Origin of the sequence: Paractinoplanes rishiriensis (assembly GCF_016862375.1) — a bacterium.
Taxonomy (GTDB): Bacteria; Actinomycetota; Actinomycetes; order Mycobacteriales; family Micromonosporaceae; genus Actinoplanes; species Actinoplanes rishiriensis.
Map to the genome: position 1 here is coordinate 112,237 of NZ_BOMV01000007.1, position 26,652 is coordinate 138,888.

At 72.2% G+C, this 26,652-nt stretch carries 28 protein-coding genes; 10 read left to right on the forward strand and 18 right to left on the reverse strand.

All coding sequences use genetic code 11. The annotated features are described in order from the left end of the window. Positions 1–6: 6 nt before the first annotated feature. The 3 genes from ligD to Ari01nite_RS04390 all read right to left on the reverse strand — a co-directional run bounded on the left by ligD (position 7) and on the right by Ari01nite_RS04390 (position 2,344). Complete coding sequence (ligD, locus tag Ari01nite_RS04380; protein WP_203779577.1) at positions 7–1,041, reverse strand: non-homologous end-joining DNA ligase; 1,035 nt, start codon at positions 1,039–1,041, stop codon at positions 7–9. 169 nt (positions 1,042–1,210) lie between these two features. Continuing rightward, positions 1,211–1,720 (reverse strand): LPXTG cell wall anchor domain-containing protein, encoded by a 510-nt coding sequence (locus Ari01nite_RS04385; RefSeq protein WP_203779579.1) that lies wholly within the window; start codon positions 1,718–1,720, stop codon positions 1,211–1,213. 93 nt (positions 1,721–1,813) lie between these two features. Then, positions 1,814–2,344 carry a hypothetical protein gene (locus Ari01nite_RS04390; protein ID WP_203779581.1) on the reverse strand — a complete coding sequence of 177 codons (531 nt, stop codon included), beginning with the start codon at positions 2,342–2,344 and terminating at the stop codon, positions 1,814–1,816. Between the two features lie 76 nt (positions 2,345–2,420). On the opposite strand from Ari01nite_RS04390, the gene msrB reads away from it, so the two are divergent. After that, the gene (gene msrB, locus Ari01nite_RS04395) at positions 2,421–2,828 is read left to right on the forward strand and encodes a peptide-methionine (R)-S-oxide reductase MsrB (protein ID WP_203779583.1); all 408 of its coding nucleotides are present in this window, start codon (positions 2,421–2,423) and stop codon (positions 2,826–2,828) included. 3 nt (positions 2,829–2,831) lie between these two features. Here the strand turns inward: msrB and Ari01nite_RS04400 are convergent, their stop codons facing one another. From Ari01nite_RS04400 to Ari01nite_RS04420, 5 genes are all read right to left on the reverse strand, one after another. Beyond that, positions 2,832–3,797 (reverse strand): glycosyltransferase family 2 protein, encoded by a 966-nt coding sequence (locus Ari01nite_RS04400; RefSeq protein WP_307837751.1) that lies wholly within the window; start codon positions 3,795–3,797, stop codon positions 2,832–2,834. 118 nt (positions 3,798–3,915) lie between these two features. Further along, a complete protein-coding gene (locus Ari01nite_RS04405; protein WP_239162470.1) occupies positions 3,916–4,395 on the reverse strand; it encodes a dihydrofolate reductase in 480 nt (159 codons plus the stop codon). Continuing rightward, the gene (locus Ari01nite_RS04410; protein ID WP_203779587.1) at positions 4,392–5,231 is read right to left on the reverse strand and encodes a thymidylate synthase; all 840 of its coding nucleotides are present in this window, start codon (positions 5,229–5,231) and stop codon (positions 4,392–4,394) included. Before Ari01nite_RS04410 ends, Ari01nite_RS04405 begins: the two co-directional genes overlap by 4 nt. Before the next feature lie 38 nt (positions 5,232–5,269). Further along, positions 5,270–5,572 (reverse strand): hypothetical protein, encoded by a 303-nt coding sequence (locus tag Ari01nite_RS04415; protein WP_203779589.1) that lies wholly within the window; start codon positions 5,570–5,572, stop codon positions 5,270–5,272. 44 nt (positions 5,573–5,616) lie between these two features. Next, on the reverse strand, positions 5,617–5,898 hold the full coding sequence (locus Ari01nite_RS04420; protein ID WP_203779591.1) for an early set domain-containing protein: 282 nt from the start codon (positions 5,896–5,898) through the stop codon (positions 5,617–5,619). An 82-nt stretch (positions 5,899–5,980) separates the two neighbouring features. Between Ari01nite_RS04420 and Ari01nite_RS04425 the strand changes: the two genes are divergently transcribed. Continuing rightward, a complete protein-coding gene (locus tag Ari01nite_RS04425) occupies positions 5,981–6,457 on the forward strand; it encodes a GNAT family N-acetyltransferase (RefSeq protein WP_203779593.1) in 477 nt (158 codons plus the stop codon). Here the strand turns inward: Ari01nite_RS04425 and hemQ are convergent. From hemQ to hemE, 3 genes are read right to left on the reverse strand one after another with little or no spacing between them, the layout of a single operon-like run. Then, positions 6,429–7,133 (reverse strand): hydrogen peroxide-dependent heme synthase, encoded by a 705-nt coding sequence (gene hemQ / locus Ari01nite_RS04430; RefSeq protein WP_203779595.1) that lies wholly within the window; start codon positions 7,131–7,133, stop codon positions 6,429–6,431. The two genes, Ari01nite_RS04425 and hemQ, sit on opposite strands and share 29 nt — an antisense overlap. Beyond that, positions 7,133–8,524 carry a protoporphyrinogen/coproporphyrinogen oxidase gene (locus Ari01nite_RS04435; protein ID WP_203779597.1) on the reverse strand — a complete coding sequence of 464 codons (1,392 nt, stop codon included), beginning with the start codon at positions 8,522–8,524 and terminating at the stop codon, positions 7,133–7,135. The genes hemQ and Ari01nite_RS04435 overlap by 1 nt, the downstream gene beginning before the upstream one ends. 37 nt (positions 8,525–8,561) lie before the next feature. Next, complete coding sequence (gene hemE, locus Ari01nite_RS04440) at positions 8,562–9,599, reverse strand: uroporphyrinogen decarboxylase (RefSeq protein ID WP_203779599.1); 1,038 nt, start codon at positions 9,597–9,599, stop codon at positions 8,562–8,564. Between the two features lie 84 nt (positions 9,600–9,683). Between hemE and Ari01nite_RS04445 the strand changes: the two genes are divergently transcribed. Genes Ari01nite_RS04445 through Ari01nite_RS04455 form a run of 3 tightly spaced genes read left to right on the forward strand, consistent with a single transcriptional unit; the run spans position 9,684 to position 11,755 of the window. Then, complete coding sequence (locus Ari01nite_RS04445) at positions 9,684–10,250, forward strand: DUF3000 domain-containing protein (protein WP_203779601.1); 567 nt, start codon at positions 9,684–9,686, stop codon at positions 10,248–10,250. A gap of 33 nt (positions 10,251–10,283) precedes the next feature. Continuing rightward, positions 10,284–11,156 (forward strand): ATP-binding cassette domain-containing protein, encoded by an 873-nt coding sequence (locus Ari01nite_RS04450; protein ID WP_203779603.1) that lies wholly within the window; start codon positions 10,284–10,286, stop codon positions 11,154–11,156. Continuing rightward, positions 11,153–11,755 carry a hypothetical protein gene (locus Ari01nite_RS04455; RefSeq protein ID WP_203779604.1) on the forward strand — a complete coding sequence of 201 codons (603 nt, stop codon included), beginning with the start codon at positions 11,153–11,155 and terminating at the stop codon, positions 11,753–11,755. The genes Ari01nite_RS04450 and Ari01nite_RS04455 overlap by 4 nt, the downstream gene beginning before the upstream one ends. 8 nt (positions 11,756–11,763) lie before the next feature. Here the strand turns inward: Ari01nite_RS04455 and Ari01nite_RS04460 are convergent, their stop codons facing one another. Continuing rightward, positions 11,764–12,837 carry a S1C family serine protease gene (locus tag Ari01nite_RS04460; protein ID WP_203779606.1) on the reverse strand — a complete coding sequence of 358 codons (1,074 nt, stop codon included), beginning with the start codon at positions 12,835–12,837 and terminating at the stop codon, positions 11,764–11,766. Positions 12,838–12,978: 141 nt separating this feature from the next. Between Ari01nite_RS04460 and Ari01nite_RS04465 the strand changes: the two genes are divergently transcribed. Further along, positions 12,979–14,301 (forward strand): ribonuclease D, encoded by a 1,323-nt coding sequence (locus Ari01nite_RS04465; protein WP_203779608.1) that lies wholly within the window; start codon positions 12,979–12,981, stop codon positions 14,299–14,301. A gap of 34 nt (positions 14,302–14,335) precedes the next feature. Here the strand turns inward: Ari01nite_RS04465 and Ari01nite_RS04470 are convergent, their stop codons facing one another. Continuing rightward, positions 14,336–14,479 carry a hypothetical protein gene (locus Ari01nite_RS04470; protein WP_203779610.1) on the reverse strand — a complete coding sequence of 48 codons (144 nt, stop codon included), beginning with the start codon at positions 14,477–14,479 and terminating at the stop codon, positions 14,336–14,338. Positions 14,480–14,649: 170 nt separating this feature from the next. Here Ari01nite_RS04470 and Ari01nite_RS04475 point away from each other — a divergent pair, with 170 nt between their 5' ends. The 4 genes from Ari01nite_RS04475 to Ari01nite_RS51655 all read left to right on the forward strand — a co-directional run bounded on the left by Ari01nite_RS04475 (position 14,650) and on the right by Ari01nite_RS51655 (position 20,489). Next, a complete protein-coding gene (locus tag Ari01nite_RS04475; protein ID WP_203779612.1) occupies positions 14,650–15,846 on the forward strand; it encodes a thiolase family protein in 1,197 nt (398 codons plus the stop codon). Beyond that, entirely contained in the window at positions 15,843–17,903 is a 2,061-nt protein-coding gene (locus Ari01nite_RS04480) for a 3-hydroxyacyl-CoA dehydrogenase NAD-binding domain-containing protein (protein ID WP_203779614.1), read from the forward strand. Before Ari01nite_RS04475 ends, Ari01nite_RS04480 begins: the two co-directional genes overlap by 4 nt. A 170-nt stretch (positions 17,904–18,073) precedes the next feature. After that, a complete protein-coding gene (locus Ari01nite_RS04485) occupies positions 18,074–19,114 on the forward strand; it encodes a flagellar basal body-associated FliL family protein (RefSeq protein ID WP_203779616.1) in 1,041 nt (346 codons plus the stop codon). A gap of 220 nt (positions 19,115–19,334) precedes the next feature. Then, entirely contained in the window at positions 19,335–20,489 is a 1,155-nt protein-coding gene (locus Ari01nite_RS51655; RefSeq protein WP_275410822.1) for a DUF2637 domain-containing protein, read from the forward strand. 178 nt (positions 20,490–20,667) lie between these two features. Here the strand turns inward: Ari01nite_RS51655 and Ari01nite_RS04495 are convergent, their stop codons facing one another. From Ari01nite_RS04495 to Ari01nite_RS04515, 5 genes are all read right to left on the reverse strand, one after another. Further along, positions 20,668–21,909, reverse strand: coding sequence for a sensor histidine kinase (locus Ari01nite_RS04495; RefSeq protein ID WP_203779618.1), 1,242 nt, complete (start codon positions 21,907–21,909; stop codon positions 20,668–20,670). After that, positions 21,906–22,580: a response regulator transcription factor gene (locus Ari01nite_RS04500; protein ID WP_203779620.1), complete on the reverse strand. Its 675-nt coding sequence runs from the start codon at positions 22,578–22,580 to the stop codon at positions 21,906–21,908. Before Ari01nite_RS04500 ends, Ari01nite_RS04495 begins: the two co-directional genes overlap by 4 nt. 73 nt (positions 22,581–22,653) lie before the next feature. Beyond that, entirely contained in the window at positions 22,654–23,925 is a 1,272-nt protein-coding gene (locus tag Ari01nite_RS04505) for an outer membrane protein assembly factor BamB family protein (protein ID WP_203779622.1), read from the reverse strand. A gap of 11 nt (positions 23,926–23,936) precedes the next feature. Next, a complete protein-coding gene (locus Ari01nite_RS04510; RefSeq protein WP_203779624.1) occupies positions 23,937–25,298 on the reverse strand; it encodes an outer membrane protein assembly factor BamB family protein in 1,362 nt (453 codons plus the stop codon). A gap of 3 nt (positions 25,299–25,301) precedes the next feature. Next, complete coding sequence (locus Ari01nite_RS04515; protein ID WP_203779625.1) at positions 25,302–26,606, reverse strand: outer membrane protein assembly factor BamB family protein; 1,305 nt, start codon at positions 26,604–26,606, stop codon at positions 25,302–25,304. Between the last annotated feature and the right edge of the window lie 46 nt (positions 26,607–26,652).

Below are 26,652 nucleotides of genomic sequence, written 5' to 3' on the forward strand. Positions count from 1 at the left end.
ACCGGGCTACTCCTTGGGGCTCTCCCAGTTCGCCGGGTTGATCCGGCTGGGCTGCACGCGCGGCGGCTCGCCCGGCATCTTCGGATGGTCCGGCGGATAGGGCATGTCGCCCTGACCCGCCTTCTCGTCGCGCTGCGACCACTCCAGCAGCGGCGTGAGGTCGTGAGCCAGGTCGTCGATCGCGGCGTGCGGGTCACCGATCTTGGCGAACCGGGCCGGCACCGTGCGCAGGTCGAAGTCGTCCGGCTCGACCTCGGTCAGCTCGTCCCAGGTCACCGGCGTGGACACGGTCGCCCGGCCATTGGCGCGCAACGAGTAGGCGCAGGCGATGGTGCGGTCCCGGGCCATCTGGTTGTAGTCGAGGAAGACCTTCTCGCCGCGCTCCTCCTTCCACCAGGAGGTGGTGATCCGGTCCGGGCTGCGCCGCTCAACCTCGCGGGCCAACGCGATCGCGGCCCGGCGCACCTCCACGAACGACCAGCGCGGCTCGATCCGCACATAGACGTGCACACCCCGGCCGCCGGACGTCTTCGGATAGCCGACCCAGCCCAGGTCGGCCAGCACCTCGCGGATCACGCCGGCGGCGGCCACCACGTCGCCGAAGTCGGTGCCGGCGTGCGGGTCGAGGTCGATCCGCAGTTCGTCCGGGTTGTCGGCGGCCGCGCCCCGCACCGGCCACGGGTGGAACACCACTGTGCCCATCTGCGCGGCCCAGGCCACGTGCGCCAGGTCGGCCGGGCACAACTCGTCGGCCGTACGCCCGCTCGGAAAGCTGATCTTCGCGGTCTGAATCCACGGTGGCACGCCGCGGGTCGGGATGCGCTTCTGGAAGAACATCTCCCCCTCGATGCCGTCGGGGAAGCGCTGCAATGTGGTGGGCCGGTCCCGCAGCGCGCGCAGGATGCCGTCGCCGACCGCCCGGTAGTACTCGAAGACGTCGCGCTTGGTGTAGCCCGGGCGCGGAAACACGATCTTGTCAGGACTGCTCAGCCGGACGGTGTGCCCGGCGATCTCATGCTCTTCCGCAGCGGCTTTCGGCATGCACCGACCCTATGCCGCCAAGCCCGCGCCGGCCGCCCTTGCCGCCTCTGCCGTCCCAACAAAGCGAACCGCACCGCCGCCCCATCCTCGCGGGTCGTGCCGGGAAAGCGCGACGGCCACCCGGCGAACACCGGGTGGCCGTCTGCGGCAATTGCTCACAAATCGGGCGTCAGGCGCTGCGCCGGCGGCGGGTGTACCAGACCGAGGCAGCTCCGCCCGCGACCAGCACGGCGCCGAGGGTCACGATCGTGCCCATCGGAGCACCGGTGACCGGCAGGGCGTGGCCGGCGCTGACCCCGCCGCTGATGCTCGGGGTGGGCGCGGGGGTCTCGCTGCTGAGGACGCCTGGGCTGGTCGGCGGCACGGTGTCGACGCTGGCCGACGGCGTCGGCGCGGGCGACGTGGTGGCCGGCGTGCTCGGCGCGGGGCTCTCGCCGCCGTAACCGGTCTGGCCGCGGGTGGGGCCGCCGCCGGGCGCGTCGGAGACGTTGCCGCCCGCCGTCGTGCCGTAGTCACACTTGTCCCGGTCGGCCGCGGTGCACGGCGTGGTCAGGGCGACCGGGCGAGCGGCGTGGTCCTCGACTGCGGTGGCCGGCGAGCCGGCGAGGGCCAGCGAGGCCGCGACAGTGAGGCCGGCCGCGGGCAGTCCGGCGACGAGAATCCGGCGAATTGGGCTCATGAGGAGTATCCGTTCTGTTGCGGTATTTCCAGGTCCGCAGGGGAGCTTAGCGGTAATTGCCCGATTTACCCGCTAAGAGTCCTCGGCGGGTCATCATCCCGGAAGACCACCGAAACGGTGACTACGCCACATATAGGACAAAGCGAACATTTTTACCTCGAAGTGCGGGTCGGCCGCGAACAAACCGCCGCTGTACGGGGCCTGGAGCTGCACACTCGCGCCGGAGTCCAGATACACCGACACCACTGTCCGGCCACCCCGGCGCTCGGCCCGCATGTCCACCACCCGGCTCCACGGCTCCAGCCCGTCGGCGCCGGCCCGCCTGCCGAAGGCCGGCCAGACCCGGCTGCCGAAGGCCGACCGGGTCCGGATGCCGCCGACGCACACCTGGGTACCCGTCCGGCGCCTCACCAGCAGGCCGGCGAGCGCCCCGGCCACCGGCGGCCCGAACGCCAGCACCGGCCACAGCCAGGCCGGCGGCGGAGCGGCCTGCTGCCAGGTCAGCACGGCGTAGGCGAGCAGCGCGGCGGCCACACCCACCACCGAGACGAGCGTGCCGAGGTAGAGGCCACGACCGAGGGCCTGCTGCGGGGTGGGCCGGAACGTCGGGGATGCATCTTCCATGTCTGCCCAACGGCGGTGGTGACGGCCTCGGCCGCACCGCGAGTGCGTCGGCACGCCATCGACGTACCGTGGAGGCATGGCTACGAACGAGACCGCCCTGCCCACCACCGAGGACGAGTGGCGGGTGCGCCTGAGCCCCGAGGAGTTCCGCGTGCTCCGCCAGGCCGGCACCGAGGCGCCCTGGTCCGGGGAATATGTCGAGACCAAGACCGAGGGCACGTACGACTGCCGCGCCTGCGGTGCCGCCCTCTACCCCAGCGACTACAAATTCGACTCGCACTGCGGCTGGCCCTCGTTCGACGACGCGATCCCGGGCGCGGTCAAGGAGATCGACGACCACAGCCTCGGCATGGTCCGCACCGAGATCCGCTGCGCCCGCTGCGACTCGCACCTCGGGCACGTGTTCCGCGGCGAGCATTTCACGCCGAAAAACACCCGGCACTGCGTGAACAGCCTGTCGATCCGCCTCGACCCGAAGGACTGAGCGCTACCGCCGGGCGGCCAGTTCGGCCGGGTCGACCGCCGCAGCGTCCTTGTCGGTGTCGAACGCGACGAGGAACCGCGGCCGGTTCTGGGTGGCGGCATAGATCCGCCCGATGTACTCGCCGAGCAGGCCAAGGCAGATCAGCTGGATGCCCCCGAGCAGCAGCACCGCGATGTAGAGCGACGTCCAGCCCGGCACCACGGCACCCATCGCCCAGGCGGTCAGTCCACTGACGATCAGCCCGAGACAGACCAGGAAGCTGAGGATGCCGAGCCACGTGGCGATCCGCAGGGGCGCCGCGGAAAAGCTGGTGAGGCTGTCCAGGGTGAGCTTGATCATCTTGCTGAGCGGGTACTTCGTCTCGCCGGCCACCCGCTCGGCCCGGACGTAGCTCACCTCGGCCGAGGCGAAGCCCAGCGACGGCACCACCAGCCGGTAGATCGGGTTCTGCTCGGGCAGCGCGTTCAGCACGTCCACCACGGCCCGGCTCATCAGCCGGAAGTCGCCGGCCTGGTCGCTCACCCAGGGGCCGGCCAGGCGCCGCATCGTCCAGTAGTAGATGCCGGCCGTCCGGCGCTTGAAGACCGTGTCGGTGCTGCGGTCGCCGCGCACGCCGTAGACCACGTCGACCCGCTGTTCGTGGGCCGCGGCCAGCATCTCGCCGATCACCTCGGGCGGGTCCTGGAGGTCGGCGTCGATGCTCACCACGAACTCACCGCGGGCGGACTGGAGGCCGGCGGCGAGCGCGGCCTGGTGCCCGACGTTGCGGCGCAGCGCAACCACCCGCAGGGCGGACCAGTCGGCGCGCAGCTGGAGCAGCCGGCTCACGGTGGCGTCGCGGCTGCCGTCGTCGACCGCCACCACCTCGTACGTGACGCCGAGCCCGTCCAGAACCGGTCGCAACCGGCCCACGAAATGATCGACGGCTTCGCGCTCGTTGTACATCGGGGTGACGACCGAGAGAGTCACCGGCGACACGAAACTCTGCGGCATTGTCATCTCTTCCCGCTCGTTTATTCGAACGCTATTCGCCTATCGCGTCGGGCGGGAAGAGTAGCGGATCTGATCGATCCGGGCACGCCCGGGGTTACCCGCGAACCAGCTCCTCGACGACGTGCCGCAGGCCGTTCTGAGCGGTCTGCCAACCCGAATCCGCCGAAAGCACCCACTCGTCGCCCAGCTCGGGTGCCCGGGTGTCGCCGGTCACCTGGAGATCTATCCGGGTTCGCAAAATATGGGTGGCCATCGGGAGAAATTCTCGGTAAATCGCGGCGCCACCAATGATCCAGATCTCACCCGCGGAAAGGTCGACCTCGGCGGCCGAATGCGCGATCTCCGCCCCTTCGGCGGCCCAGTCGCGGTCGCGGGTCAGCACCACGTTGCGCCGGCCGGGCAGCGGCCGCACCCGCTCGGGCAGCGAGTCCCAGGTGGCGCGCCCCATCACGACGGTCGCGCCCATCGTCCGTTCCCGGAACATGCGCTGCTCCCCCGGCAGGTGCCAGGGGATGCCGCCGTCCGCGCCGATCACCCGGTCCCGGGCTTCGGCCCAGATCATGTGGACGGTCACACCGCCACCGGTGCGGTCAGGCGCGGGTGGTGCCGGTAGTCCACCACCGTGAAGTCCTCGTACCGGTAGTCGAAGATGGAGCCGGCCGGCGCGATCTCCAACCGCGGGAACTCGTACGCCTCCCGGGACAGCTGCTCGGTGACCTGCTCGACGTGGTTACGGTAGACGTGGCAGTCGCCGCCCACCCAGATGAAGTCACCCGGCTCCAGTCCGGCCTGCGCCGCCACCATCCGGGTCAGCAGCGCGTAGCTGGCGATGTTGAACGGCACCCCGAGGAACAGGTCGGCGCTGCGCTGGTAGAGCTGGCAGGAGAGCCGGCCGTCGGCGACGTAGAACTGGAACAGCGCATGGCAGGGAGCGAGCGCCATGGCGGGCAGCTCGGCCACGTTCCACGCCGACACGATCATCCGGCGCGAGTCCGGGTCGCGGCGCAGCGTGTCCATCAGGCCGGCGATCTGGTCGACGTGACCGCCGTCCGGAGTGGGCCAGGACCGCCACTGCACGCCGTAGACCGGCCCGAGCTCGCCCTTCTCGTCGGCCCACTCGTCCCAGATCGTCACCCCCTGATCGCGCAGCCAGCCCACGTTGCTGTCGCCCCGGAGGAACCACAGCAGCTCCACGGCGATCGACTTGAAGTGCACCCGCTTCGTGGTGATCAGCGGGAAGCCGGCCGACAGGTCGTAGCGCAGCCGCTCGCCGAACAGGCTCACGGTGCCGGTGCCGGTGCGGTCGCTCTTCGCGGTGCCGGTTTCGAGAACGCGCCGCAGCAACTCTTCATATTGGGTATCTACGGACTTGCCGGCGGCGACACGAGGGCGGATGGGCGTGGTGGACATGGGGAGCAACCTAGCGGTTCGCGCTGCTCCGGGCCCATTCAGCCCGCCCAAGCCTCCGACATCTGTGGTATTTGCTGGTTCATCGCGCCCAGATCCTGCTGCAGCCCGGCCTGCTGCTGCCCGGTCGGCTGGTGCCCGGTCGGCTGTGCGGCCTGCGGCTGGCCGGCCGACTGCGGGGCCAGCGCGAAGCCCAGTTCCGCGCCGATCTGCTGCCAGCGGTCGTAGAGGACCTGGTCGTGCAGGATGTTCCGGATGTCCTGATGCGCCGCCCGAAGCTCGTCCAGGGCCGCCTCGTACCGTGCGACCCGCTTGTGCAGGTCCGAGGTCTCGTACATCGTCATGCAGCCAGATTAGCCAGAAATGAATCTTTCTCCGGCTTATCCGGCTAGATGCGCAATTCGCTCCCGTGCGGGCCGACCGCGTCCGCCTGCTCGTCGTCCAGCCAGACACCGCCGGTGGCCAGGTAGCGGAACGTGTGGTCGCCGGCGGTCAGCGGCACGCTGACCGTCCGGGTGCCGTCCTTGCGCTGCTTCAACTCGTGCAGGCCGGGCTCCCAGTCGTTGAACGTGCCCACCACGCTCACCGGGCCGGGCGGCACCTCGACCTCCGGCGGCAGCGAGAAGGTCACCCGGGTCTTGTTGCCGAAGAGCTTGCTCTTCTTGATCATGAAGACCTCCACAATTCAGGCTGTACCCGTACAACGGTGTACGACGTTACGGGTGACGGGGGGTCGTTTTAGGCTGAGCCGCATGCATCCGGAACCGACCGATCAGGTACGCGCAGCCTCGTTCCGCGACCTCGACACCACGACCCTGTACGCGATCCTCAAGCTGCGCAGCGACGTCTTCGTGGTGGAGCAGGAAGTCGCGTACGCCGATCCGGACGGGCGGGACACCGAGCCCGGCACCCGCCACTTGTGGATCGAACGGGACGGCGAGATTCGGGCGTACCTCCGCATATTGGACGACCGCGGGGTGGAGCGGATCGGCCGCGTGGTCACCGCACCGGCCGCCCGCGGCACCGGTCTGGCGGCCCGGCTGGTCGCCGAGGCATTGACCGTGATTGGGAACCGCCCGAGCGTGCTGGACGCCCAGGCGCACCTCAAAAATTTTTACGCCCGGTTCGGCTACGAGCAGGCCGGCCCGGAGTTCCTGGAGGACGGCATACCACACATCCCGATGGCCAGGGGAAGCTTGCCTACGGCAGCGCAGCCACCAGCTCGGTGACCGAACGCCGCCGGCCGGTGTAGAACGGGACCTCCTCGCGCACGTGCCGGCGCGCCGTCGAGGCCCGCAGGTCGCGCATCAGGTCGACGATCCGGTGCAACTCGTCGGCCTCGAAGGCGAGCATCCACTCGTAGTCGCCGAGCGCGAACGACGCCACCGTGTTGGCCCGCACGTCCGGGTATCCGCGCGCCATCCGGCCGTGCTCGGCCAGCATGTGGCGGCGCTCGTCGTCCGGCAGCAGGTACCACTCGTAGGAGCGGACGAACGGATAGACACAGATGTACGGCCGGGCCTCCTCGCCGGCCAGGAACGCCGGCAGGTGGCTCTTGTTGAACTCGGCCGGCCGGTGCAGCGCCATCTGCGACCACACCGGCGCGAGGTGCCGGCCCAGCGCGGTGCGCCGGAAGAGGCCGTACGCGTCCTGCAGCGCATCCGGCGAGCCGGAGTGCCACCAGATCATCAGGTCGGCGTCGGCGCGCAGGCCGGCCACGTCGTACGTGCCACGGATCGTCACGTCCTTGCCGGCGAGCTGCTCGAACAGCGCGTCCACCTCGCCGGCCAGGTCGTCGCGCAGGGCCGGCAGCGCGGTGCCGGCCCGGAACACCGACCACATCGTGTACCGGATCGTGGCGTTCAGCTCGTTGATCCGGGCCGCGTTCGTCTGCTGCTCGCTCATCATTCCTCCAGAGACTTGCTGACGTCTTCCGCGGCCCGCTCGCCGCTCGCGATGCACGCCGGTATGCCGACCCCGTCGAAGGCGGCACCGGCCACGGCCAGCCCGGGTGGGAGCTGCGCCCGCACCGCCGCGACCCGGTCGGCGTGGCCGGGCGCGTACTGCGGCAGGCCACCGCCCCAGCGCTGCAGCCAGGCCGCGGCGGGCGGCGGCAGCTCGGCGCCGATCAGCTCGCCCAGCTCGCGGCGGGCCAGCGCGATCAGCGCGGCGTCGTCGAACTGAAGCCGCGCCTCCTCGCCGTGCCGGCCCAGCGAGGCCCGCAGAATCACCGGCCCCCCGGCGGTGGTCAGGTGCGGCCATTTGCGGGTGAAGAACGTGGCCGCCTTGACCACCGTGCCCTCGCTCGGCGGCACCAGGAAGCCGGACAGCTCGGGCAGCGGCGTGCCGGGCGGCAGCGCCAGCCCGACCAGCGCCACGCTCGCGTAGTCGAGCGTGGCCGCCGCGTCGGCCGCGTCCGGCACGGCGCCGGCCAGCAGGCGCGCGGCGGGTTTGGCGGGTACGGCGAGAACCACCGCGTCCACATCGTCGGTCTGCGGCGCCGGCACCGGGCCGAGCAGCAGGCGCCAGCCGTGAGCCGTCCGGGACAGCTCGCGCACCGGCAGGCCGAGGCTGATCCGAGCGCCGCCGGCCGCGGCCGCGGCGGCCACCAGCCGGGACATGCCGCCCTCGACCGCGGTGAAGATCGGCCGGCCGGGCACCCGCCGGGACCGGGCCTGCGCGGCGCGGACGGCCGCTCCGAGGGTGTGCTCGACCCGCGCGGCCGCCGCCAGCTGGGGCATCGCCACCTGCAGCGACAGCCGGTCGGCCCGGCCCGCGTAGACGCCGCCGAGCAGCGGGTCGACCAAGCGGTCCACCACCTCGTCGCCGTACCGCGCGCGGACCAGCGCGCCGACCGCGACGTCCTCGCCGGGGCCGAGCAGCGGGCGGCCGTCGTCCCGGTCGTCGCCGCCGGCCCGGGCCACCGCGCCCACGCCCGCCGGGTCGGCCGGCACGCCGACCAGGGTGCCGGCCGGGATCGGGGTGAGCCGGCCGCCGATCGACAGCGCGGCCGGGACCTGCGCCGGGTGCACCAGCGGCAGGCCGAGGCGTTTGGCGAGGGCGACGGCCGCCGACTCGCCGCCGTCCGGCGCCGAGGTCAGGAACGACTCGGCGCCGCGCTCGACCGGCAGCCCGCCCAGCTCGCCGGTGCGCAGCTTGCCGCCGAGTGCGCCGCCCTGCTCGTACACGATGAGCTCGGTGCCCGGCGGGGTGAGGTCCCGCAGGCGCACCGCGGCGGCGAGCCCGGCGATGCCACCGCCGATGACCGCAACCCGCTTCCGCACGAGGTCCACCATTGCAGGCCGCGCCCCCGTCCGGCCACCGGGGTGGCGATCAGCGCTGCGAGGTCACATGGACGAACTCGACCAGCCGGGTCAGGGCGTCCGGGTCGGTCTCGGGCAGGACGCCGTGGCCCAGGTTGAAGACGTGGCCGGGGGCCGCGCGGCCCTGCTCCAGGACCCGCCGGGCCTCGCGCTCGACGACCTCCCGGCCGGCGAACAGCACCGCGGGGTCGAGGTTGCCCTGTACCGCGTGCGCCGGCCCGATCAGCGTCGTCGCGCGGTCGAGGGGCGTGCGCCAGTCGACGCCCACCACGTCGGCGCCGGCCTCGCCCATCGCGCCGAGCAGCACCGCGGTGCCGACGCCGAAGTGGATGCGCGGGATGCCGGCGTCGGCCAGGCCGCCCAGCACGGCCGCCGAGTGGGGCAGCACGAACTCGCGGTAGTCCGTCTCGGACAGTGCGCCGGCCCAGGAGTCGAACAGCTGGATCGCGCTGACGCCGGCCTCGATCTGGGTACGCAGGAAGGCGAGCGTGATGCCGGACAGCCGGGTCAGCAGGGCGTGCCACAGCGCCGGCTCGGCGTACATCATGGCCTTGGTCCTGGTGTAGGTCCTCGACGGCCCGCCCTCGATCAGGTAGCTGGCCAGCGTGAACGGCGCACCCGCGAAGCCGATCAGCGGGGTCTTGCCGAGCTCGCCGGCGAGCTGGCGGACCGCGGCACCGACGAACGCGACCTCCTCGCCGGTGATCGGGCGCAGCCGCTCGAGGTCGGCGGCCGTGCGGATCGGCTCCGCCACCACGGGCCCGGTGCCGGCCACGATGTCCAGGTCGACGCCGGCCGCCGCGATCGGCACCACGATGTCGCTGAACAGGATGGCCGCGTCCACGTTGTGCCGGCGGACCGGCTGGAGGGTGATCTCGGTGACCAGATCGGGACGGCGGCAGGACTCCAGCATGCCGATGCCCTCGCGGATCTTGCGGTACTCGGGGAGCGACCGCCCCGCCTGCCGCATGAACCAGACCGGCGTGTGCGGCACGTCCTGGCCGCGGCACGCACGCACAAAGGGCGAATCGTTCAGCGCTGAAGTCACCGCGTCATAGTCCCACGGTCCGGTGGCACGGTTTGCGGCGCGCCGATCGACGACGGACACCGGTGATCGGCATAGGCTTCCGGCATGGCGACCCCCTCCGCTGACCCCGAGGCGTTCACCCGCGCCGTCGCCGGGCTGCGAGCGGCCGCGCCCCGGCCCGAGATCCTGCTCGAGGAGATTCCGGCACCGCAGCGGCTCGCGCCGTTCTCGTTCGCGCTGAGCGCCACCGTGCTGCGCTCCGGCGACGAGGTGGCCAGCGGGCGGCTGATCCTGCTGCACGACCCGGCCGGGCACGAGGCCTGGCGCGGCGACCTGCGGCTGGTCACGCTGGTCACCGCCGAGCTGGAACCGGACATGGCCGGCGACCCCCTGCTGCCCGCGGTGGCCTGGACCTGGCTGACCGACGCGCTGGAGCAGCACGCGGCCGCGTACACCGCGATCGGCGGGACCATCACGCAGACCGCGTCCACCCGGTTCGGCGAGCTGGCCGGGCCGGTGCCGACGGCCGACCTCGAGGTGCGCGCGTCCTGGACGCCGACCTCCACCAGCACGGGCGCGCACCTGCTCGGCTGGTGCGCGATGCTGGCCTCGACGGCCGGCCTGCCGCCGCCCGGCGTGACCAACCTGAACGACCGCCACCGGGTCGCCTAGCATCCTTGACAGGATCCGGAACAATTCGCCGCGATGATCGAGACCCGGGACCTGACGAAGACCTACCGCGGCGTCGACGCCGTCCGGGACGTGACCTTCACCGCCGCGCCCGGCCGGGTCACCGGCTTCCTGGGACTCAACGGCTCCGGCAAGACCACCACCATGCGCATGCTGCTCGGTCTGGCCCGCCCGACCGCCGGCGCGGCCCTGATCAACGGGAAGCGCTACCGCGATCTCGACAAGCCGCTGCGGCAGGTCGGCGCGGTGTTGGAACAGGGACTCAGCCATCCGGGGCAGAGCGGCTACTCGCATCTGGCCACCCAGGCGTTGCTCGCCGGCGTCCCGCGCCGCCGGGTGGAGGAACTGCTGGAGTACGTCGGTCTGACCGAGGCGGGCAACAAGAGCACCGGCGCTTACTCGCTCGGCATGCGGCAACGGCTCGCGGTGGCGACCGGGCTGCTGACCGATCCGCCGGTGCTGATCCTCGACGAGCCGGCCAACGGGCTCGACCCGGGCGGCATGGCGTGGCTACGGGCACTGCTGCGCGAGCGGGCGGCGGCCGGCGGCACCGTGCTGATCTCCAGTCACCTGCTGGGCGAGTTGGAACAGACCGTTGACGACGTGGTGATCATCGCAGCCGGCCGGGTGCGGCTGGCCGCACCGCTCGCGTCGCTGGGCGGAGGCGGCCGGTTGCGCGTGCGCGGACGGGACCCGCACACCCTGTGGCTGGCGTACGAGCGGGCCGGCGCGACCGTCACCACCGACGGCGCCGAGTTGCATGTCAGCGGGCTCACCGCCGAGGACGCCGGCGAGATCGCTCTGCAGGTGGGGGTGCCGGTGTATCAGCTGGTCACCGAGGTCCAGAACCTGCAGGAGGTCTTCCTGAGCCTGGCGGCCAACCCGTGACCCGGGTGGTGCTCAGCGAGATGTACCGGACGCTGACCGTCCGATCCGCCTGGCTCTCGATGACCTGCTACGCCACGCTCGGCATCGCGACCGGCTGGTTCAGCGCGCAGTTCTGGACGCTGTTCATCAGCATCGGCGCGTTCGCGGTCACGGCGGTCACCACCGCCCAGCACTACCAGCACCGGACGGCCGTCCTGCTCTTCCTCGGCCAGCCGAACCGCCTACTGGTCCTGGCCGCCCAATGCCTGGTCGGCGCGGTGCTGGCGCTCGTGACGGCGACGGTGAGCGGGGTCATCGTGATCGGTCAGGGCGACGGTGACGTGTTCCGGTACACGCTCACGGCCGTCCCGCTGATCGCGGTGTTCGGCGTCGCGAACGCCACCCTGGTCCGCCGCCCCACCTGGCTGTTCGCCGGCTGGGCGCTGTGGATGATCGCGGTCGAGGGGGTGATCGGCAAATTCCAGAGCCGGCTGCCGTTGAGCAGCATGCTGATCGGCGCGTCCGGAAACCCCGCCTACCTGCTGGCCTTCGCCGGGTGGACCGCGCTCTTCCTGGCCGCCGCGATCTGGTCGATCCGCCGCGATCTCGCCGACGGCTGAGCTCCGGATCAGCAGATGTTCTTGTAGGTCGTACACGCGACCTTGATGTCGATCGCCAGCCCGATGCCCTCGGCGTCCTTGGCCTTGGCGGTGGCCACCCCGACCACCTGGTTGCTGGCGTTGACCACCGGGCCGCCCGAGTTGCCGGGGTTGATCGGCGCGTCGAACTGGATCGTGGTGCCGTCCTTGTCGTTCGGGCGGTACGCACTGATCACCCCGGTGGTCACCGAGTCGTCCAGGCCGAGCGGCGCGCCCACCACGACCACCTGCTGGCCCGGCTTGACCTGACCGGTTGCCGCGCTGAGCCCGTCGATCTCCTGGTCGGCCCGCAGCAGTGCGAGGTCCTTGCCCTTGTTGACCCGGACGATGGTCGCCTCGATTTTGGTGTTGCCGCGCTCCAGGCTGACCGTGCGCCCGCCGTCGACCCACACCTCGGCGACCACGTGGTAGTTCGTGAACAGGTTGGACGTGCCGTTGTCCGCCTTCGAACCGACGGCGAAGGCGGTGCCGGTGAACTCGCCGGCGCGGACCCGGAACACGCTCGGCAGCACGCTCGACGAGACCGCCTCGGGGTCGAAGACCCCGGCCAGTTCCTTTTCCAGCCGGTCGGTCCGCTCCTTCTCGGTGGCCAGGACCGAGTGCATGGAGGCGTTGTCGCTGCTCATCAGCTCGATCCGGTACGCCTGCCAGCCCGCCACCAGCACCAGCAGCACCACCAGTCCGACGAGCACGGGCTTGGCCCGGCTCCGGGCGGGCCGCACCGGCTCCGGCTCCGGTTCCGGCAGCGGCAGGGGCACGGCCGACCGTGAATCGGACATTCCGGTCTGCCACCGCGGCGGCCCGGCCGGTTCCGGATCCCAGCGCGGCGCCGGGGCCGGTTGCTCCCAGCGCGGATCGGGCGACCATCGTTGTTCCGGGACGGTGCGCTGCGGTGCCGGCGCGGACCATCGTGGTTCCGGGTCCCAGGACTGCTCGCCACCCCACGCCACACCGCCCGCCCGGCCCTCGGCACGCCGGTGACCGTCATATCCGGGCTGGTCAGCGCCTTCGGCAGGGATGAACGGGTCGTACGTGGTGGTCATCCGGCACGGCCTCCCGGGGTATCGGCGCTGACCGGTTATACGGACGGGAAGCCTCCGCGGATGAGTCCGTCGTCGATCGAGAACCGACGCGCCGGGACCCGGCTGCACATGGCTGGGGTGGTGCACCCGTACGGTTACGGAGTGACCGACGAAGCACCCCTGCGCCGTCGGGACTTGCCAGAGCACGCAGGGGACGGACGACCGCACGCCGAGCCGCCCGACCCGACGTCTGGCGGTCCCGATCCCGAACCCGCCGCCGCCATCCCCTTGACCGCGCCCCGCGAGGGCACTCCCCGCCCCGTCGAGACCGAGACCGAACTGGCCGAGGTGGTCGCCCGCATGGCGGCCGGCTCCGGGCCGATTGCCGTGGACGCCGAGCGCGCCTCCGGCTACCGCTACACCCAGCGGGCCTACCTGGTGCAGCTGCGCCGGGCCGGGGCCGGCACCGTGCTGATCGATCCGCTGCCGCTGGCCGACCTGCGCACCCTCGACGAGGCCCTGGCCGAGGCCGAGTGGGTGCTGCACGCCGCCAGCCAGGATCTGGCCTGCCTGGCCGAGCTCGGGATGAGGCCGCGCCGGCTGTTCGACACCGAGCTGGCCGCGCGGCTGGCCGGGTTCGAGCGGGTGGGCCTGGCGGCGCTCACCGAGCAGCTGCTCGGATATTCGCTGGAGAAGCACCACTCGGCCGCGGACTGGTCGACCCGGCCGCTGCCGGAGTCCTGGCTGACCTACGCGGCCCTGGACGTGGAACTGCTCACCGACCTGCGCGACCACCTGGCCGCCGAGCTCGACCGGCAGGGCAAGACCGGCTGGGCGGCCGAGGAGTTCGCCGCCCTGGTGGCCAGCGCCGACCGGCCGCCCAAGGTCCGCCCCGACCCGTGGCGCCGCACGTCCGGCATCCACCGGGTGCGCGGCGCGCGGGCGCAGTCGCGGGTGCGGGCGCTCTGGTTCGCCCGGGACGGCGTGGCCGCCCGGCGCGACTCGGCACCGGGCCGGGTGCTGCCCGACTCGGCCATCGTGGCGGCCGCCGAGCAGGATCCGAAGGACGAGCGCGCCCTGCTCGGCATTCCCGGCTTCGGCGGGCGCTCGGTGCGCCGGCTGGCCCGGGTGTGGCTGGACGCGCTGGACGAGGCTCGGGCCCTGCCGGACGACGCGCTGCCGATCAACCAGCCGGTGGACGGTCCGCCGCCGCCGCACCGCTGGGCCGAGCGCGACCCGGTGGCCGCGGCCCGGCTGGCCCGGTGCCGGCAGGTGGTGATCGCGACGGCCGAGGGCAACCGGCTGCCGCCGGAAAACCTGATCAGCCCGGATTTCGTACGCCGCCTGGCCTGGTCACCGCCCGACGAGGTCAGCACCCAGACGGTGGCCGACACGCTGCGTGGTTTCGGCGCACGGAACTGGCAGCTGACCCTGCTCGCGGATCAACTGGCCGAGGCTCTGCCGGACCCGGCGCCCACGGTGTGACGGGCGGGCCCGGCCGGACACGAAACCGGCCGGGTCAGCCCTGCCCGGCGAACCAGTGGATCTTGCCCTGGCCGTCGTCCCTGCTGCAGCGCGAGCACTGACGGAACTTTTTTCCGTCCTCGGTCGAGCGGGTGACCCACTTGTGCCACCCGAGGCGGCACACGAACGGCTTCGTCATGGCCGGAAGCTACGCTCGGCGGAGATCATCTAACTCCCCCGTTTCGCCGATTCCGGACAGCGCGGCCGAGGCAGTGATTACCTGGGTGTGACGTTCTCGCGGGGCGCTGGCACCCCTTAGTTACCGGCGAGTAGCATCGCTTACACCACTCCCTGGCAAGGAGGCCACCAGTGCCCCGTGAAGTACGTGAGGTCGTCTTCGTCGACGGCGTCCGGACCCCGTTCGGCAAGGCGGGCGGCATGTATGCCGAGACCCGCGCCGACGACCTGGTCATCCGCTGCATCCGCGAGCTGATGCGCCGCAATCCGCAACTGCCGCCCGAGCGGGTGGACGAGGTGGCGATCGCGGCCACCACCCAGACCGGCGACCAGGGCCTGACCATCGGCCGCACCGCCGCGTTGCTGTCCGGGCTGCCCAAGACCGTGCCCGGTTACGCCATCGACCGGATGTGTGCCGGCGCCATGACCGCGGTGACCAACGTGGCCGGCGGCATCGCGATGGGCGCCTACGACGTGGCGATCGCCGGCGGCGTCGAGCACATGGGCCGGCATCCGATGGGCGAGGGCGTCGACCCCAACCCGCGCATCCTGGCCGAGAAGCTGGTCGACCCGTCCGCGCTGGTGATGGGCTCGACCGCGGAAAACCTGCACGACCGGCTGCCGCACATCACCAAGGAGCGGGCCGACCGCTACGGGCTCAATTCCCAGATCAAAACCGCCAAGGCGTACGCCGACGGCAAGCTCCAGCCGGATCTCGTGCCGGTCGCCCTGCGCAGCGCCGAGCAGGGCTGGGGCCTCGCGACGGCCGACGAGGCGCCCCGCGAGACCTCGCTGGAGAAGCTGGCCACCCTCAAGACCCCGTTCCGCCCGCACGGCCGGGTCACCGCGGGCAACGCGGCCGGCCTCAACGACGGCGCCACCGCGGCCCTGCTGGCCGACGAGGCCACCGCCCGCGAGCTCGGCCTCCCGGTGGCGATGCGGCTGGTGTCGTACGGCTTCGTCGGCGTCGAACCGGAGGTCATGGGGTACGGCCCGATCCCGTCGACCGAGAAGGCACTGGCCAAGGCCGGGCTGACGATCGGCGACATCGGGCTGTTCGAGCTCAACGAGGCGTTCGCGGTGCAGGTGCTCGCGTTCCTCGACCACTACGGCATCGCCGACGACGACCCCCGGGTCAACCCGTGGGGCGGCGCGATCGCCATCGGGCACCCGCTCGCCTCCTCGGGCGTACGCCTCATGACGCAGTTGGCCCGGCACTTCGCCGAGCACCCCGAGGTCCGCTACGGGCTGACCGCCATGTGCATCGGCATCGGCATGGGCGGCACGGTCATCTGGGAGAACCCGAACTGGGAAGGCGCGGCGAAGTGATCGAGCACCCGAACGAGGTAGTCACCAAGGCGCTGGTCCGGTTCGTCCGGGTCCCCGGCCTGGCCAAGGCGGCCGCCCTGATCACCCTGGACAACGGCTTCGACCACAAGAAGCCGAACAGCTTCGGCCCGGGCGGGCTCGCCTCTCTGGACGCGGCCATCACCGCGGCGACCGAGGCCGACCCGGCATTCATCGCGCTGACCGGCAAGCCGTACATCTTCTGCGTCGGAGCCGACATCACGGGCATTCCCTATCTGACGGATCGGGAGCAGGCGGTCGAGCTGGGCAACCTCGGCCACCGCGTCTTCGCCCGCCTGAAGAACAGCGACATTCCGACCTTCGCCTTCATCAACGGCGCCGCGCTCGGCGGCGGCCTCGAGGTGGCCCTGCACTGCCACTACCGCACGGTTTCCGGCGGCGCCGCAGCGCTCGGCCTGCCCGAGGTCGCCATCGGCCTGATCCCCGGCTGGGGCGGCAGCCAGCTGCTGCCCAACCTGATCGGCGCGCCCGGCGCGGCCCAGGTCATCCTGCAGAACCCGCTCACCCAGAAGGTGCTCAAGCCCCGGCAGGCCGTCGAGCTCGGGGTCGCCGACCAGCTGTTCGAGCCGGCCGACTTCCTCGAGCGCTCGCTGGCCTGGGCGGCCGGCGTGATCGGCGGCGAGGTCATCGTCCAGCGGCCCGAGGTCGACAAGGACATGTGGGACGGCGTGCTGTTCTTCGCCAAGCAGCAGTTGGACGCCAAGCTGCACGGCGCCGTCCCGTCCGCGAACAAAGCCCTCGAACTGCTCGCCCTGGCCAAGGACGCGACGTTCGAGGACGGCACCGCGGCCGAGACCGAGGCGCTCGCCGACCTGATCATGGGCCACGAGTCCCGGGCCAGCCTGTACGCGTTCGACCTGGTCCAGCGCCGCGCCAAGCGCCCGGTGGGCGTCCCCGACAGCTCGCTGGCCCGCAAGGTCACCAAGGTCGGGATCGTCGGCGCCGGCCTGATGGCGTCCCAGCTGGCCCTGCTGTTCGCCCGCCGGCTCCAGGTGCCGGTGGTGCTCACCGACCTCGACCAGACCCGGGTCGACAAGGGCGTCGGCTACGTCCACGACCAGATCGACAGGACCGTGGCCAAGGGACGCATGGACGAGGGCACCGCGGCCAAGCTGCGCGGCCTGGTCAGCGGCTCGGTCGACAAGTCGGTGTTCGCCGACGCCGACTTCGTGATCGAGGCGGTCTTCGAGAACCTCGACCTCAAGAAGCAGATCTGGGCGGAACTCGAAAAAATCGTCTCCCCCGAGGCGGTCCTGGCCACCAACACCAGCTCGCTGTCGGTCACCGCGATGGCGGCCGAGCTCGACCACCCCGAGCGCGTGGTCGGCTTCCACTTCTTCAATCCGGTCGCCGTCCTGCCGCTCCTGGAGATCATTCGGGGCGAGCGCACCGATGACGCCACGCTGGCCACCGCGTTCGCCGTCGGCAAGGAGTTGCGCAAGTCGTCGGTGCTGGTCTCCGACGCTCCGGCGTTCGTGGTCAACCGGCTGCTCACCCGTTTCACCAGCGAGGTCTTCAAGGCGGTCGACGCCGGCACCCCGCTCGAGACGGTGGACGTGGCGCTCGACCCGCTGGGCCTGCCGATGCGGCCGATCGCGCTGCTCCAGCTGGTCGGTCCCGCGGTGGCCTACCACGTGGGCGAGACCCTGCACCGCGCCTTCCCGGACCGCTTCGGCGACAGCCCGAACCTCAAGAAGATCGTCGACGCCGGCCTCCCGCTGATGGTCGACGACGAGATCAACCCCGAGGTGGGCAAGCTGGTTGCCGGCGGTCCGGCTCCGCTTTCGTCCGAGGAGGTACGCGAGAACGCGCTGGCGGCGCTGGCGGAGGAAATCCGGATCATGCTCGACGAGGGCGTGGTGGCCGAGCCGCAGGATATCGATTTGTGCATGATTCTGGGCGCCGGCTGGCCGTTCCACCTCGGCGGCGTGACGCCGTACCTGGACCGTAGCGGCGTGGCCGAACGGGTGACCGGCCGGCGGTTCCTGCCCCCGGGTGTCGGCAGCCTGCCCGCCTGACCTGGGAAAGTCGGATGAACGACGCCCCACGCCGCCCGGCGTGGGGCGTTGTCGTACTCAGGGGTGGTTTGTCCGGACGGTTGTGATCCGCCACCCGTAAAGGGGGCCCACCCCGATTGCCGTCTGAGGCTAGGCTCGCGGGGCGGTTACACCCAATCCATGGAGCCCTGATGTCGCAGCCCCCGCAGCCGCCCAACTACGGCCAGCCCAACCCTGGCCAGCAGCCTTCTTCCGGCCAGCCCTCCTCGGGGCAGCCGTATCAGGGCGGGCAGTACCCGGGACAGAACTACCCCAATCAGCAGCCGTACCCCGGCCAGCCGAACCCCGACGTGCCGACCTCGGTGCCACCGAGCTACCCACCGACCACGGCCTACCCGTCGTCCGGCCAGCCTGACTACTCGCAGCAGCCGCAGTACGGCAGCCAGCCGGAGTACGGCAACCAGCCGCAGTACGGCAACCAGCCCCAGTACGGCGCCCAGCCGGAGTACGGGCAGCCCGGCTACGGCCAGGGTGACTACGCGCAGCAGGGCTTCGGCCAGCCCGGCTACCCGCCGGCCACCCCGCCCAAAAAGAAGTCCAAGACGCTGCCCATCGTGCTGACCGTGGTCGGCATCGTGCTGGTGCTCTGCATCGGTGGCATCGTGGCCGTCGTGATGATCGGTAAGAACGCGGCCGACGACATCAACGACCAGATCCAGGCGATCGAGACCCCGGGCGCCTCGGCCCAGGCCACCGAGCCCGCCAAGGCCGCCGCCACGATCAAGATCAAGGAACCGGCGACCCTGGGCGGCCGTCCCAAGCTGACCGATCCGCAGTTCGCCGGCGTGGCGGAGGAACTGCAGAACAGCCTCAAGGAGGTGCCGAGCGCGACCAATTCGGTCGGCGCCCTCTACGGCACCCCGGAAAAGCAGGACATCGTGATCGTGGCCGCGGCCGAGGCCCCGCTCTCCGACCCGGAGAAGGAGCTCGACCAGACCTTCCTGGGCGCCGGCATCGGTGGCCTGAAGATCTCGAACATCAGCGACGCCTCGACCGGCAACCTGGGCGGCTCCGCCAAGTGCGGCAGCGCCGAGACCTCCGGCATCGACATGGCGATCTGCAGCTGGGCCGACGAGGGCAGCCTCGGCATGGTCATCTGGTACTTCAAGTCGGTGAGCAAGGCCAAGGCCGAGTTCCCGAAGCTGCGGGCACAAATCGAGACGAAGGGCTAACGAGGGGCGAGACCTCCTCAGTCAAGCCGACACGCCGAGAGGCGCGATCACATGATCGCATCGCTCCCGGCACGGACCGGACACGGTTCCGTGCCGGGAGCGTTTGTGTAACCGGGACCAGTCACCATAGGTCGATCGTCGGACCTGGATCGTTCAGGACCGTTCTGATGGGCTTTTGACGAATTTTCGACTGGTTATCGACAGGCTGAGGAGTTTCCCGGTGGTCCTACGGCAGCTGCGCCGCGTCCGATGGGCGGTCCGCGCCACGCTGTTCCTAGGCGTGGCCGCGTCCGTGGTCGCCAACATCCTGCACGCGCTGGACAACCCGATCAGCCAGGCCATCGCCGCCTGGCCCCCGCTGGCGCTGCTGCTCACCGTCGAGCTGATCTCCCGAGTCCCGGTCCACCGCCCCATCCTGGCCGCGGCCCGCCTGCTGGCCACCGCCACGATCGCCGGCATCGCCGCCTGGGTCTCCTACTGGCACATGGCCGGCGTAGCCGCCCGCTACGGCGAAACCGGCGCCTCCCCCTACCTGCTCCCGCTCTCGGTGGACGGCCTCATCGTGGTGGCCAGCATCTGCCTGGTCGAACTGGGCGGCCGGATCCAGTCCCTGGAAAACCCGCCCACCCCCGCCACCACCCCGGTCAGCGCACCCCCGGCCGCAGTAGTTCCCGTCGCCGCGGGCCTCCCCGCCCACGCGGCAACGGCCGCAGGTCCCGCTTCCGGCGGCGGTTCCCCCGACGACTGGGCGAAGCCCATCCCCGGCCTGGTCCCCGCACCGAGCCGATCAGCCGCCGCGCCTGCGACCGCCATCTACCCCGGCAACAACGGCAACACCCCGCTGCGCCGCACCACCGCGGCCGCACTCGCCGAGGCCGCTGCCGCGCTCCCCCGGGCCAACCAGGCACCCGCCAACCCGGCATTCACCCCCGCGCTCACCCGCCGCCAGGCCGGCCAGCCTCGCCCCGCGGCGGCCGCCGGCCCGGCCCGCTCCGCCGCCCGCCCGGCGCCGGGCAGCGGCCGCCCGGCGCCGGGCAACGGCCGCCCGGCGCCGGGCAACGGCCGCCCGGTGCCGGGCAACGGTCGCCTGGCGCCGGGCAACGGCCGCCCAGCGCCAGGCAACGGTCGCTCGGTGCCGGCCCAGCGGTCCGCGAGCGCGACCGCCAAGGTCACCCGCCCCGCCAACGCCGGCGCGGGCAGCGGCAAGCCGGCCCGCGCCCGCCGCAGCCCGGCCGAGACGCTGGCCCTGGCCGACCAGCTGAAGGCCGCCCGCCCCGCCATGACCGACACCGAGATCGCCGCCGAACTGGGCATCACCACGTCCCGCCTGCGCACCGTGCGCCGCGAGGCCACCCAGCCCACCCTGGCCGCCTGACAAGCCCGAGCCCGCCTGACAAGCCCGAGCCCGCCTGCCAAGCCCGAGCCCGCCTGCCAAGCCCGAGCCCGCCTGCCAAGCCCGAGCCCGACTGACAGCCCGGGCCCGTTCCGAAGCGCTGGCGCCGTCCGACACGCGCTGGCCGGCCGCGACCCGCGGCCGGCCGGCGCGCGGGCGCCTACGACGCGATGCCCAGGTTCTTGGCCCGCGGCACCGCCGCCTTGGCCGCCACCACCGGCGTGTTGTCCGCGGTCGGCAGCGACACCGTCACCTCGAGGCCGCCGCCCGCCTGGGCCACCGCCGACACCGTCCCGCCGTGGGCGTCGCAGACCGCCCGGACGATCGAGAGCCCCAGCCCGGAGCCGCGCGACCCGGTCCTCTCCCAGCCGCCCCGGCGGAACGGCTCGAACAGGCCGGGCACGTCGGCCGGCTCGACCTCGTACCCGGTGTTGCCCACGATCAGGCGGGCCTGGCCGTTCACCGTCTCGGTGCGCAGCCAGAGCTTGCCGAGCAGGTGGTTGTACCGGATCGCGTTCTCGATCAGGTTGCCGGCCAGGCGGTCCAGCAGGCTCGGGTCGCCGACCACCGGCGCCGGTTGCAGATCGCTGGTGACGTCCAGCTTCAGGCGTTCGGCCTCGGCCTTGACCGCGGACAGCGCGTTGCACACGCTGGTCGCCAGGTCGGCCGGGGCCTTGCGGGCCAGCCGGCGGCCGGACTGCGCCTCCGACCGGGCCAGCACCAGGAGCGCATCGACCAGGCCGTTCGCGCGTTCGGAGGCGTTGCGGACCACCTTGGCCATCCGGCGGTATTCGGCCACGTCGGCCTCGTCGTCGGAGAGCGTCACGTCGATCTCGGTGCGCATCACCGCCAGCGGGGTGCGCAACTCGTGCGACGCGTTCGCGACGAAGCGTTTCTGCGACTCGAACGCACCGGCCAGCCGGTCGAGCATGGCGTCGAAGGTGCGCGCCAGCTCGGCCACTTCGTCGTCCGCGCCGGAGTAGCGGATGCGCTGGTCGAGCGTCTCCTCGCCGAGGCGCTGGGCGGTCTGGGTCACGGCGTGCAGCGGGCGCAGGGCACGACCGGCCACCGCGTACGCGCCCGCGATGCCGATGATGCCGATCGCGAGCAGCGCCGCCAGGCCCTTGACCAGCACCTCCTGCGAGGCCCGCGCGACCATGCCGTCCTGGTACTGCAGCGCGTCGCGGGTGGTGCCGTCGGCCAGCGTGACCGTGCTGCCGCGCAGCAGGTCGTCGTTGGAGTGCATGGCGTCGCCGACCAGGAGCCAGGCCAGCATGATCAGGATGGCGCCGGCGCCGACCAGCAGGATGCCGTTGAGCAGGGTGAGCCGCAGCCGCAGCGTGGGCCGCAGGCTCAGCTCGAGCCGCTGGGCCAGGGAACGCCGCCCGGGGTAGACGGTCATGAGAGGACGACCGGTTCGGGCACCCGGTAACCCGCGCCGACGACCGTCTCGATCAGCGGCGGGTCGCCTACCTTTTTGCGCAGCGTCATCACGGTCACCCGGACCGTGGTGGTGAACGGGTCGGTGTTGGCGTCCCAGACCCGTTCCAGCAGCTCCTCGCTGGACACCACGCCGCCGCGCGCCTTGAGCAGTTCCTCGAGCACGCCGAACTCCTTGTTGGTGAGCTCGATCGGGGTGCCGCCGCGGGTCACCACCCGGCGGGTCTGGTCGAGCATCAGGTTGCCCACGGTCAGCACCGGCGGGGCGGCCGGGGTGGCGCGCCGGCCCAGGGCCTGCACCCGGGCCACGAGTTCCTCGAACGCGAACGGCTTGGCCAGGTAGTCGTCGGCGCCCAGTTGCAGGCCCTCGACCCGGTCGGCCACCGTGCCGCTCGCGGTCAGCATCAGCACCCGGGTGAGCGCGCCGGACGCGACCAGCTGCGCACAGATCTCGTCGCCGTGCATGCCCGGCAGGTCGCGGTCGAGCACCACCACGTCGTAGCGGGTCACGTACGCCATCTCGTGTCCCTGCAGGCCGTCGTACGCGACGTCGACCGCCATGCCCTTGCGCCGCAGACCCCGGGCGATCGCGTCGCAGAGGTTCCGTTCGTCTTCCACCACCAGCACGCGCACCGCAAGACCTCCGTAGCCGACCCAGCGCGGGTCCAGCCTCCCCGAGCAGGTGTGAAGAGGCCGTAAGAGAAGGCTACCCAAGCCGCCACACGGCGATCGACGCGTCGACCCGCCGGCAGTAGAGCACGCCCGCCGCCGCCTGACAGCCGCCGGAGATCATGCCGGCCTGACCGAGGATCTCGGCCCGCCGGGTAGCCGGGTCCAGCACCCCGTACGAGATCACGTATTTGCCGGGCATCTCGCGGACGCCGTAGATCCGGCCGTCGGCGGCCGGCCCGGCACCCTGCCACTCGCCGAAGTCACCGAGCACCGTGCCGGTGGCCGGGTCGAGCACCCAGAGCCAGGGCGTGCCCACCGTCCGATCCTGCGAGCTGGCCAGCAGGTATGCGCCGGCCGCCTCGGCATATGCCCACCGGTCGGAGGTCCAGCGCTGCACCCCGGTCGCCGGGTCCAGCGCCATGATCCCGCGCTCCATCCGGTACGCGCAGAGCACCACCCCGCAGTCCGACTGTCCCCAGCTGTGCATGATGTCGGCGTCGGTGCGCCACAACCGGGTCAGCTCGGGCAGCCGGAACCCGTAGTACTCGTCGCCGTCCTGCACCAGCATCACGTCGCCGGTCGGCCAGACCTGCCCGTTGGCCCGGTTGCGGTGGCCGGCCACCCGGGCGGTCGCGATCACCCGGCCGGTGCGCGCGTCCCGGGTCTCCAGCCGGCCCGAGTCGGTGACCGTGACCAGCCAGCTCGCCCGCCCCGAGCGGAATCCGGCCTCGGCCACGAAGCCGTCGGCGGGCCGGTCCACCCGCCAGCGGAGCGCGCCGGTGGCGAGGTCGGCCAGATAGAACCGGCGGTCGTCGGCGAGCAGGACGGTGCCCGCCTCCGGCGAGGCGTCGACCAGCCGGACGAAGCGCTGCCAGAGCCGCTCGCCGGTGCCGGTCCGCACGGCCACCACGGTGCGGGTGCCGTCCGCGTCGAACCGGTACGACACCAGCAGGACGTCGCCGGCCGGCTCGATCCGTTCGATCTCGCCCTCCAGCGGCACCGCGGTGCGGCTGACCAGTTCGACGTCGGGCAGCGCGTACCCGGTGACCGTCCGCTCGGTGGCCGGTTCGCCGTTCTCCAGCCGCCCGGAACCGACCACGTAGAGCCGGTCGCCGATCACCCAGGTGTCGTCGCCGATCCGGGCCGGCACGATCGTGGGCTCGTCCGGCGGCCCCCGGTGCGCGGCGCCGCCGAGCAGCCCGGCCAGCACCACCGACAGCGCTGCCAGCAGGGCCTTGTACGGCACCGGCGGGCGGCCCGGCGGCGCGGTGCCGGTTTCCCGCACCTCGCCCAGGTCGATCTGCACGCCGGTCATGGTCAGGCCCGGTACGCCCAGATCAGCAGCCGCTCGAGCCCCCGGCAGACCACGTGCGCGCGGTCCGCGGTGCAGTCGCTGATCGGCCCGGAGGTCTCGCCGAGGATCTGCACCCGGTCGCGGTCGGCCAGCACGGTCCCGAACACGCTGCGGCCCTCCTTGCCCGGCATCCGCAGCACCACCGGCAGGTCGGGTTCCGGCGAGAGCTCGGCGGTCCAGCCGTCCAGCGGCACCCGGACCGCGCCGGTGGCGGCGTCGGCCAGCCGTTCCGGCGCGCCGGTCTCCTCGTCGTACTCGACCACGTAGCCGGCCTGCCGGGCCAGGTCGACGTCGGCCCGCGCCCGCCAGGCGACCTTGCCGGTGGCCGGGTCGATGACGTCGAGCGCGGCGCGCGGCCCGGCGCAGATCAGGTAGTCGCAGCGCGGCGGGTCGAACAGGATCGCCGGCACTTCCCGGTGCCAGCGCAGGTCCAGGGTGTCGGCCGTGTACGCCATCTCGTAGCCCTTGGACTGGTAGTCGCCGTACCGCACCAGCAGCAGGTCGCCGACGAGTTCCCCACCGGACACGCCATCGCCGTACGGCTCGGGCAGCGAGATCCGCCGGTCCAGCGCCCCGGTCTCGCCGGCCAGCCGTTCGATCCGGTCCGAGGCCAGGACCAGGACGGCCGGCGCCCTGCCCGGTGCCGCGAACACGTTCACCGCGCCGGGCAGCGCCGCCTGCCACAGTTCGTCGCCGGTGCGCAGGTCGAGGCCGCGCACCTCGGTGCGGATCGGCGGCTCCACGTGCGGCTCGCCGGTGGCTGAGAAGTAGAGCGCGCCCGGCTCGCCGGACGCCTGGTCATAGACGGTGCCGGGGCGGAACACCGGCTCCCGCACCACGCCCAGCCGGCCCCCGCCGAGCAGGTCCACCCAGGCCCGCGAGCTCCACCGGACCGCGCCGGTGCGCACGTCGACCGCGGTGGTGGCGGGACCGTCGGAGAGCAGCACCACATCGCCGGCCTGCCGCGCGATCAGCCCGCCGAAGCGGACCTCGTCGGGGCCGATCACCCGGGCCGGGAACCGGGTCGTCCACAGCTTGCGCGGCGGCTCGGCCATGATCCATGCGGTGGCCAGCCGGTCGGCGCCGTCCAGACCTACCGTGTAGACCTTGCCGCCGGCCAGCTGGAACGGGCTCTCCGCGCTGGCGTCCACCGGCACCTCGCCGAGGAACCGCCACATGGTGGGCACCGCCGGTGCCGCGCCGCCGAGGGCGAGCGCGAGCACCGCGACCAGGATCAGGCCGGGGACGCGGTACCGGTAGGCGGGTGGTGGTGAGCTGAGCGGCGGGTCGGGCTGGGCGGCCAGGTCCAGCTCGATCACCGCCATCGCTTATCCCTCCCGGTACGCCCAGACGACCAGTTCTCCGTACATCGACCGACAGACCAGCCGGCTCGGTACCGCCTGGCAGTCGCCGGTCCCCGCGGGCAGCGCCGCGAGCAGGTGCAGGCGCTGGTCCCGGGGGCGGGCGACGGCGACCATCGTACGGGCTCCGGCCTCGCCTTCCCGGGTGAGCACCAGCCGGTCGGTGACGCCCACGCCGGGCACGGGCCGCCAGCCGCGCAGGCCGGCCTCGGTGGCACCGGTGTCCGGGTCGAAGGTGGTGACCGGATCGGTGTCGTCCGGTGCCCCGTAGGCCACGAAGGCGGGGCCGAACGACTGGACGCTCCGCCAGCCCTGGTGCACCCATCGGGTGACGCCGGTGGCCGGGTCGATGGCGCGCACCCGGTGCGGACCGCTCAGACAGGCCAAAGAGCCACAAGCTTCGATCTCGTACGCGCCGGCAGCCGGCGCGGTCCAGGCCTGCTTGAGGGTGACCGGGTCGTAGGCCGAGATCTCGGCGCCCCAGTGGCCCGGGTGCCGTAGCAGGACCATCCCGCCGGCGACCACCGGGTTGCCCGGGTTGTAGTCGGCGGCCGGCACCTGGTTGCGGGCCAGCAGCCGGCCGTCGTCGAGGTCGTGCAGCGCGAGCGTGCGGTTGTCGTGCATGAGCAGCATCCGGGCGCCCTCGTCGGCCGCGCCCGGCACGCCGAGCAGCACCGCGGTGTTCGGCACCGGGATGGTCCAGCGGGTCTGCCCGGTGACCGGGTCGACCGCGTCGACGGCGCCCTGCACCCGCCGGCCGGAGCCGCCGATGCTGCGCACCGAGGTGACCGCGAGCAGCGTGGACGAGCCGGCGATGGTGACCACGTTGCCGGACCGCTCCCACTGGGCCGCGCCGGTGTAGACCGAGACCGCGGCGGTGCCCGGGTCGCCCGAGCCGGTGCTCCACGGCCGCATCAGCACCAGCCCGTCGCCGAGCCGCAGCCGGTAGCTGGGCGCGGACTGGCCGGCCTGCCACTGCATCCGGCCGTTGTCGAGGTCGTACGAGGTGAGCAGGCCGAACGTCTGCGCCAGCAGGTGACCGTCGCCGGTCAGCGCGTAGGTGTCGGCCGGACCGATCTGCAGGCTGAACAGGGCGTTGAGCGGCGAGCGGGCGGGTGCGGACGATGCGCCCGCCAGCAGCAGCACGAGGACCGAGAGGAACGCGGCGGGGAACCACGACGGCACCGTGGAACGTCCCGGTGCCGTGTACGTGGGTGGCTCACCGCGTTCCAAACCAAGATCGATGAGGACCGCGCCACCGTTGACTTCCATGTATCAAAGGTAACGACCAGATAACGATGCCGCCCTTGCGGAGCCC